The sequence below is a fragment of the Microcoleus sp. AR_TQ3_B6 genome, assembly GCF_036702785.1.
GTDB lineage: Bacteria > Cyanobacteriota > Cyanobacteriia > Cyanobacteriales > Microcoleaceae > Microcoleus.
Genome location: NZ_JAUBVJ010000111.1, coordinates 1 through 7,765, shown reverse-complemented (window position 1 = coordinate 7,765; position 7,765 = coordinate 1). Strand labels below are relative to the sequence as shown.

Genomic DNA, 7,765 nt, shown 5'->3' with positions numbered 1-7,765 from the left:
TCTGAAGAGGACTGAAGAACTCATTAGTCCTCTTCAGAGGACTTTCGCTATTAGCCAGGGAATTCATTCCCTGGCGGCCTGGCGGCCTTTCGGTTTAAGCCGGAGAGGAAATTAAACCTTAAACTTCTCCACAATCCGTCTCATCGCTTCCTCCACATTCTGCCGACTGTTAAACGCCGAAATGCGGAAATAACCCTCACCCGCGGCACCAAAACCAGAACCGGGTGTTCCCACCACATTGCAAGTTTCCAGCAACTTCTGAAAGAAATCCCAACTCGACAAACCGTGAGGCGTTTTCACCCACACATAAGGTGCATTTTCGCCACCAAAAACCTGGATTCCCGCCGCTGTCAATTTCTCGCGAATTATCTTCGCATTTTCCATGTAAAAATTGACTAATGCCTGAATCTGTGCCTTGCCAGCCTCAGAATAAACCGCCTCTGCACCGCGCTGCACGATGTAAGAAACACCGTTAAATTTAGTAGATTGGCGGCGGTTCCACAACTTCCAAATTTCGACATCGGAACCGTCGGCTGCTTTTCCAGTCAAAGTCTTCGGCACAACTGTCAGCGCGCAGCGAGTACCCGTGAAACCAGCATTTTTGGAAAAAGAACGAAATTCGATCGCACAATCCCGCGCACCCTCAATTTCGTAGATAGAATGCGGTAAACTCGGATCGGTAATATACGCTTCGTAGGCCGCATCGAAGAAAATAATCGAACCGTTAGCTTTAGCATAATTTACCCAAGCTTGCAAGTGTTCCTTGGTTGCAGTTGCCCCCGTCGGGTTATTCGGGAAACACAAGTAAATTAAATCGACTTTTTTGTCCGTGGGAATTTCCGCAGTAAAATTGTTTTCCGCTGTAATTGGCAGGTAAACTAAGCCCCCGTATTCGCCATTTTCGTTCGCATCTCCCGTGTGTCCGGCCATCACGTTCGTGTCTACATACACCGGATAAACAGGATCTGTAACTGCGATCGCATTATTGTTGCCAAAGATATCGAGAATATTGCCGCAATCGCACTTAGAACCATCAGAAATAAAGATTTCCGAAGCATCAACATCGCATCCCCGCGACTTAAAATCGTGCTCGGCAATTTTCTCCCGAAGCCACTCATAACCTTGTTCCGGGCCGTACCCTTTAAACGTATCCCGCGAACCCATTTCTTCCACCGCCGCCACCATCGCTTGGCGACAAGCTTCGGGTAGCGGTTCAGTCACGTCGCCAATCCCCAGCCGGATGATGGGCGCTTCGGGATTCGCCTCTGCAAATGCTTTCACCCTGCGCCCAATTTCGGGAAACAGGTAGCCAGCTTTGAGTTTGAGGTAGTTGTCGTTGATAGTTGCCATAGTTCGATCGCTACAAATGTCGTAGAATAGCTTACTGCCAATTGTCTCTCTCAAGCAGCAGCAACTTCGGCAACCAGCAGTGTACGGGATTTTACGGATGTAACCGATGGATGTTGGGCCAAGACAAAGATTTCCCCCACTCGGACACTCGAACACTCCGCCAATCGGCCATTACAAGCAATCTGCCCAGTTGCTCGCCAGCCATTGACCAAAAAATCAAATCTGCTTGTATAATCAGAATAGTATGCAGCGCAGAAACAATTATGGACGAGATCGAGTACGCCAAACTCTATCAAGAACTGGCGGCAATTCTGGATGAGTTGAATTTGGGTTGGGTAGTTCAACAAGTAGGGGATACTGTAGAGATAGGCAAAGTAATAGAAGAGCGATCGCTCAAAAGAAAAACACCTCTACTCAAGATAGAAGATTATACCGCAAAAGAACAACTTTTGCTGTTAATTGATGCTATCGAGCAAGCGACTGTGAACACTTCCGAAATGGAAGACGAAATAGCTTATTTCTTGAAAGTAGAATCAGAAACCTCTCCCCTCGGCACAAAAATTACCTTTGCGAATTCAGGTGCAGAATCAGCCCAAACAATCGAGTTTACTTCCAACGTCACAGCCCCCCGTCACAAACAGGCGATCGCCCTCAAGCAATTGCTCGAAAAACTGCCTTCAGGGCCGAGCAACTACGTCACAAATTCCGCAATTAAAAGCAAATTAAAAAGCTCGATCGATCCAGACTTCAACGGCCTCGCAGAACAATCAAGCATTTTTGACGCTTACCTATTCACCATCCTGCTAAAAGCAGTTGCTAATGAAGGGGGTAATATTTATTATAACAATGTTTTAGACGACGAAACACCGAAATATTTAACATTTAGAAAAACAGCGGGAAAACTCCACGGAACTGCACATCCATACACTCATGCTGTTGTGGAATTTCCCGACAAACCAGCCCTGGAAGTTCACCTAGGAGTAAAAGTCCAAGGTAGAGCCGGAGTTCTGCACAACTGTAACGTTTTAATTTTGTACCAAAAAGAAGCTAATATCTGCCGCTTGCTCAACCGCGAACCCCGGCACTCGCAAGTAATTTTAGCAGTAAAATCTCAGCACTCTACCTCAGAACTTAAACTAGAAATGGCTGGTGCTTTTATCGGCTTAGCCTCAGACATTCGCTACGAAGGCGGCAGCTATTTCATTTCTAACAGTTACTCCCAACCCGTAGCCAAACTGCTAACTACCGCTCGCAAAAAATGGGAACTCAACATTTTTCCGAGAGCTACAAACGATGTCCACCGGCTGATGTACTCGTTTCAAACTATCTTTAAAGACTTTAAGGCCAGAAACTAACATCAGGGAATTGGGAATTGGGCATCGGGCTTAAAAGCATCGCGCATCGGGAATTGGGGTTCGGGAGTAGTTAGTGTAGGGCTTATGGGTAAATTCCAAAGAAACCAACTTTTTTATCAGGATTCAACCCTCAAATCCAGTATTTAGTAAAAAAAGGGTTTCTGCGTCTAGGACTATAGCGGTTAGTGGTTACTGGTTAGTAGTTTTTCTAATAACAAATAAAAAACAACAAATTACCAATGCCCCATGCCCCATGTCCAATCCCCCATGCCCAATCGCCAATATAATTTATGATGTTGCGAGCACCCGAACCTTACGAATAATGTTTAAGAAAGATAAATCTTCCCTGTTGTTTACGATCGGAGCCGCCACACTTCTGATCGGTTTAGGCTTTGCCACCTACTACCTCATCCTCTCCCGTGGCTCCGCTAAAGATTTGCCGGCAGGGGCAACCGTTGTCCCGCAAGATACGATGATGACCCTATCCATCAGCACCGATGAATCCCAGTGGAATAGACTGCGAGAGTTTGGTACGCCGGAGTCAAAAGCTTCCTTTGAGAGGTTTTTAACCGAAATGCGCGATCGCGTCCTGACAAGCAACGGCTACGCCTACCAGCAAGACATTCAACCCTGGGTGGGTAACACAGCAATGGTAGCCTTTCTCCGCAACAAAATAGCTATACCAGTCCCCCCGCCCGCACCCAATGTGCCCCCGCCTCCGCCAATTCAACAGTCAGTGGCAATTATCCTGCCAATTGCCAACCCGATCAAAGCCAAAGAATTATTAGCAAAACCCAGACCTCTGGGCAAAGGAAAAATAGTTGAGCGTAATTATAAAGGCGTGCAAGTCACAGAAACTCAAGGCGTACCCGATCGCAATTTCTCCGTCGCGGTACTCGGCACAAGCTATCTAGCAGTCACCACAGATCCTAGCGCTACAGACAGAATAATCGACACCTACAAAGGCGAACCTTCCCTAGCAAAAACCCCTGGCTATGCAGACGCCATAGAAAAAATAAAAAGTCCGGGCGCCTTCGGTCAAATCTACGTCAATATACCCGTTGCCGCCGCCTATGCCGCCGCCAACTCAGCCCGCGAAATTTCGCCGGAAAACCTCGAAAAACTGCAACAAAATCAGGGATTTGCCACTACAGCGACGCTGGAAGCAGAAGGAATTGGATTCAAATCAATCTCTTGGCTAAAACCAGATTCTACCAGAAGGATACCAGTAGAAAACAATGCTCTAAAAATGGTTAACCGTCTGCCAAGCAATACAATAATGATGGTATCCGGCGGCAACTTGCAGCGTTTGTGGCAAGACTACGTATTGGGAGCCGATGCCAACCCGATTTCCCCGATTAATCCCCAAGTTTTGCGCACAGGTTTAAAATCCACTACCGGCCTGGATTTAGATAAAGACTTGATGAACTGGATGGGGGGAGAATTTTCTCTATCATTAATACCAGCCCCCGCGCAGAATCCCAAAGACAAATTTGCTGCGGGATTTGTATTTATGGTGGAAACAAACAACCGGGGCGCAGCCAACAAATCCCTGAAACAGCTTGATGAAACGATGAAAACGAAAGGGTTTAGAGTTGAGGAAATTCAAGTCGGCGGCAAACCTGCGACAAAATGGACATCGCCGTTTGGAGGGATTACGGTAATTCGCGGCTGGATGAACGATGTAGCGTTTATCACAGTAGGAGCTCCAGTGATTGAGACGATGGTGCCGGCACCGAAAAGTCCGCTTTTAAGCAGCGAACTGTTTCAGAAAACTGTACGATCGCAACTTCAACCCCACAACGGCAATTTCTTCATCGACACCGAGACTGCGTTTAACCCGAAAAACCTAGCTTTGCTGGAGTTTCCACCCAACCAAAAAATGTGGATAGACGCCACGCGGTCGATCGGCGTTACAGCCGCCGTCATTGGCGATCGTACCACCCGTTACGACGCTTTTGTCGGTCTCAAAAAATCCAACCAATCCACTCCTTCACCAAATCCCTCACCGAGTCTTGCTTCACCGAGTCCTGCTTCACCGAGTCCTGTTTCACCGAGTCCCTCGCCCACTGTCCAAACTTCTCCCAACTAACTCTTAAACCATTCCACAAATCCGCCCGGACAGCCCATTAAACAGCAACGCGGCGACAGATTAAAACCCAAAGACAGCGGCTATCCGCCATCCGCAATAAGCAAGAACAAGACTTACGCATAGGGACTACAGAAACCGGGTTTTTTTATCGTTTCTGCAGGCTCCAACGAATTATTTTCGTTAAGAAACCCGGTTTCTAGGCACCCCTGCGTCAGGGCTACCAAAGAAACGGAGTTTCTTAAGCCTGGGACTGCAACTAAGTATTTTCACGTAAAAAAAATCGGTTTCTGCGTCCAGGGATCGAGAAGCAATCGATCGTTTCTGACCCGCCCTACTCTCTGTGTCCCTTGCGTCCAGGACTGCTTATTTTTGTGAGAATTTTCAGGGTCGGCAATTGTAGAGGCGTTTTTTTTTATAAAAAAATTTTTACCTGAATTTTTCAAGCATCAGTTCTGGGCGCTCAAACCGGTTCTTTAAACCGCCATACTTCGTTCCAAGTCTCACTAATATAAAAAACAACAGGTTTCTAGGCCTCGGAGTGCGTCTAGGAAAGTCGGTTTTTTTTAGGTCAGGCCGAAGATACAGCTTCTTGACATTGCGAGTTATAATTAGATTGTAGAGAAGATACGTTCGGGGAATTGCAAATGCAGAGGCAAATTGTACATGGAAATTTTCCTCATTGACTCTCGATCGCACTTGCAGTCCGAAACCCGGTAGCTTCATAAATATAGACTTTAACCCCAATTTTTCTGAAAAACCGGGTTTCTTTACCTAATCGCTGTTAATTATATATCAATTGTCGGGACTGTTTTTAGTTCGTAGTCTGAAACCCTTGATTTTCCGTTGGTAGCTCGAGATCCTTGGAGCCTTGAAACCCTTATTCTCAGGTTAGGAATCACAAACAGTCCAAAGTATTGATATATTTTACCCATTAAAAACCTATGAAAACCCCCAAAAATATTCAAGTACAGGCAAGCTTTATTTCTCAAAAAAGAATAAGATCGTTGGCACTTTCTCTGCCAATGATCTTAATAAATCTTTACTTGTTGCAAGCAAAAGCCGAAGCTCAAAGCATTGTTCCACAGACGAACGGAACGGGAACAACAGTAACCACTCCTGCAGGGCAAAGCGGAACTTTCAATATTGGAGGCGGACAACTATCGAGCGATCAAAAAAATCTCTTCCACAGTTTTAGAGAATTCGGATTGTCGGAAAATCAAATTGCCAACTTTATATCAAACCCCAACATTCTCAACATTTTAGCGGGCATAAACGGGGGTAGCCACTCGATTATTAACGGCAAAATTCAAGTGACCGGCGGCAATTCTAACTTGTTTCTGATGAATCCATCCGGCATCATATTTGGTAACAGTGCCAGGTTAGACGTGCCGCGTTCTTTCACAGCAACCACCGCCACGGGTATTGGATTTGCTAATGGCTCGTTTAACGCTGGCGGTACTAACCCCTCCCAATATCCGACAGGCGCGCCCACTTCCTTTACTTTTGGAGGCGCTGAAGCAGGGGCAATTATCAGCACGGCAAACTTAGCAGTTACGTCAGGGCAGAACTTAAGCTTGCTCGGCGGCACCGTTGTCAGCACCGGCAACCTTTCGGCCCCAGGCGGTCAAATTACCCTAGCATCAGTCCCCGGGAGGAAAAATTTAGTGCGCATCAGCCAGTCTGGCAATCCGCTAAGTTTGGAAATCGAGGCCTTAGGGTCGAGCAGCCCAACTTCGACAGTGCAGATCGCATCCTTGCCCGAACTGCTGACAGGCCCAGGCGGCATCGGTCAACAGAACGCTACAGGCATCAGCGTCAACGCCAGCAGCGGTGAAGTGGTACTCACGCCGTCTAACCGAGCAGTAGCAGCGGGGGACGTTGCAGTCACCGGAAACCTGACCACAAACGGCGGGCCGATCGAAATTCAAGCAGCCAACAGCCTTGCTGTCAGCACAGACCTGACCACAAACGGTGGCGCGATCGCCCTAAAAGCTAAGGGCGACATTAGCACTGTCGATCTCAACTCCAGTTCCAGCACCACCTCCGGCGGCAACATTACCGTCACCAGCGTTACAGGAAAAGTAGGAACAGGCGATATCAACGCAGGGTCGAGCGACAACAAAAGCAACTCCGGAGACGTTACTATTACGGCCGGAGACGTTGGAACGGCACGACCCTTAAGCAGCATTCAAACAGGGTCCATAAACGCGACATCCACAGGAAAATACGGCGGCGCAGTCACCCTCAAAGCCAGCCAGGACATCCAAGTAACCTATATCAACGCCGAAGGCATAAAAGGAGGAGATATTACCATTGAAGCCGGCGGCGGTAATTTCCGAGCTACAGGCACTTTCACCACAAGCACAACCGGAAACGGAAACGGAAACGGAAAGGGAAACGGAAACGGAACAACCACAAGCTGCCCCTCCTCGCAACCTTGCAGCATTTCCGCCTTCTCGACTGCTACCGGTCAAGGAACCGCTGGATCTATCGCCATTAGCCAGGGAGGCGCAGCCACGAACAGTCCGAGTTTCGGCGTCGGACCCGACTATAATAAAATCAACGGTACTGCTGGCAGCATTGTCACTGGGGGTAATAACCAAGTAAATTCTCTTTCAAAGGGAACGTTCAGCTCTAACACTTCTAACACTACCCTACCAAAGGGAATTAGCCTTAAGGCTTCTGGGGCACAGACACCACCACCACCAACACCGACAGCACCGACGCCGACAGCACCAACACCGACAGCACCGACGCCGACAGCACCGACGCCGACAGCACCGACGCCGACAGCACCGACGCCGACAGCACCGACGCCGACAGCACCGACGCCGACAGCACCGACGCCGACAGCACCGACGCCGACAGCACCGACGCCGACAGCACCGACGCCGACAGCACCGACGCCGACAGCACCGACGCCGACAGCACCGACGCCGACAGCACCGACGCCGACAGCACCGACGCC

The 7,765-nt window shown here is 48.4% G+C and carries 4 protein-coding genes; 3 read left to right on the top strand and 1 reads right to left on the bottom strand.

What is annotated here, in order from left to right:
* Positions 1 to 111 precede the first annotated feature (111 nt).
* A complete protein-coding gene (locus QUB56_RS32575) occupies positions 112 to 1,350 on the bottom strand; it encodes an LL-diaminopimelate aminotransferase (protein ID WP_332960509.1) in 1,239 nt (412 codons plus the stop codon).
* 263 nt (positions 1,351 to 1,613) lie between these two features.
* Here QUB56_RS32575 and QUB56_RS32570 point away from each other — a divergent pair, with 263 nt between their 5' ends.
* The 3 genes from QUB56_RS32570 to QUB56_RS32560 form a co-directional block, all read left to right on the top strand.
* On the top strand, positions 1,614 to 2,705 hold the full coding sequence (locus QUB56_RS32570; RefSeq protein WP_332960491.1) for a hypothetical protein: 1,092 nt from the start codon (positions 1,614 to 1,616) through the stop codon (positions 2,703 to 2,705).
* A 322-nt stretch (positions 2,706 to 3,027) separates the two neighbouring features.
* On the top strand, positions 3,028 to 4,797 hold the full coding sequence (locus QUB56_RS32565; protein WP_332960490.1) for a DUF3352 domain-containing protein: 1,770 nt from the start codon (positions 3,028 to 3,030) through the stop codon (positions 4,795 to 4,797).
* 941 nt (positions 4,798 to 5,738) lie between these two features.
* The coding region (locus QUB56_RS32560) for a two-partner secretion domain-containing protein (protein ID WP_332960489.1) at positions 5,739 to 7,765 on the top strand (2,027 nt) is incomplete at its 3' end.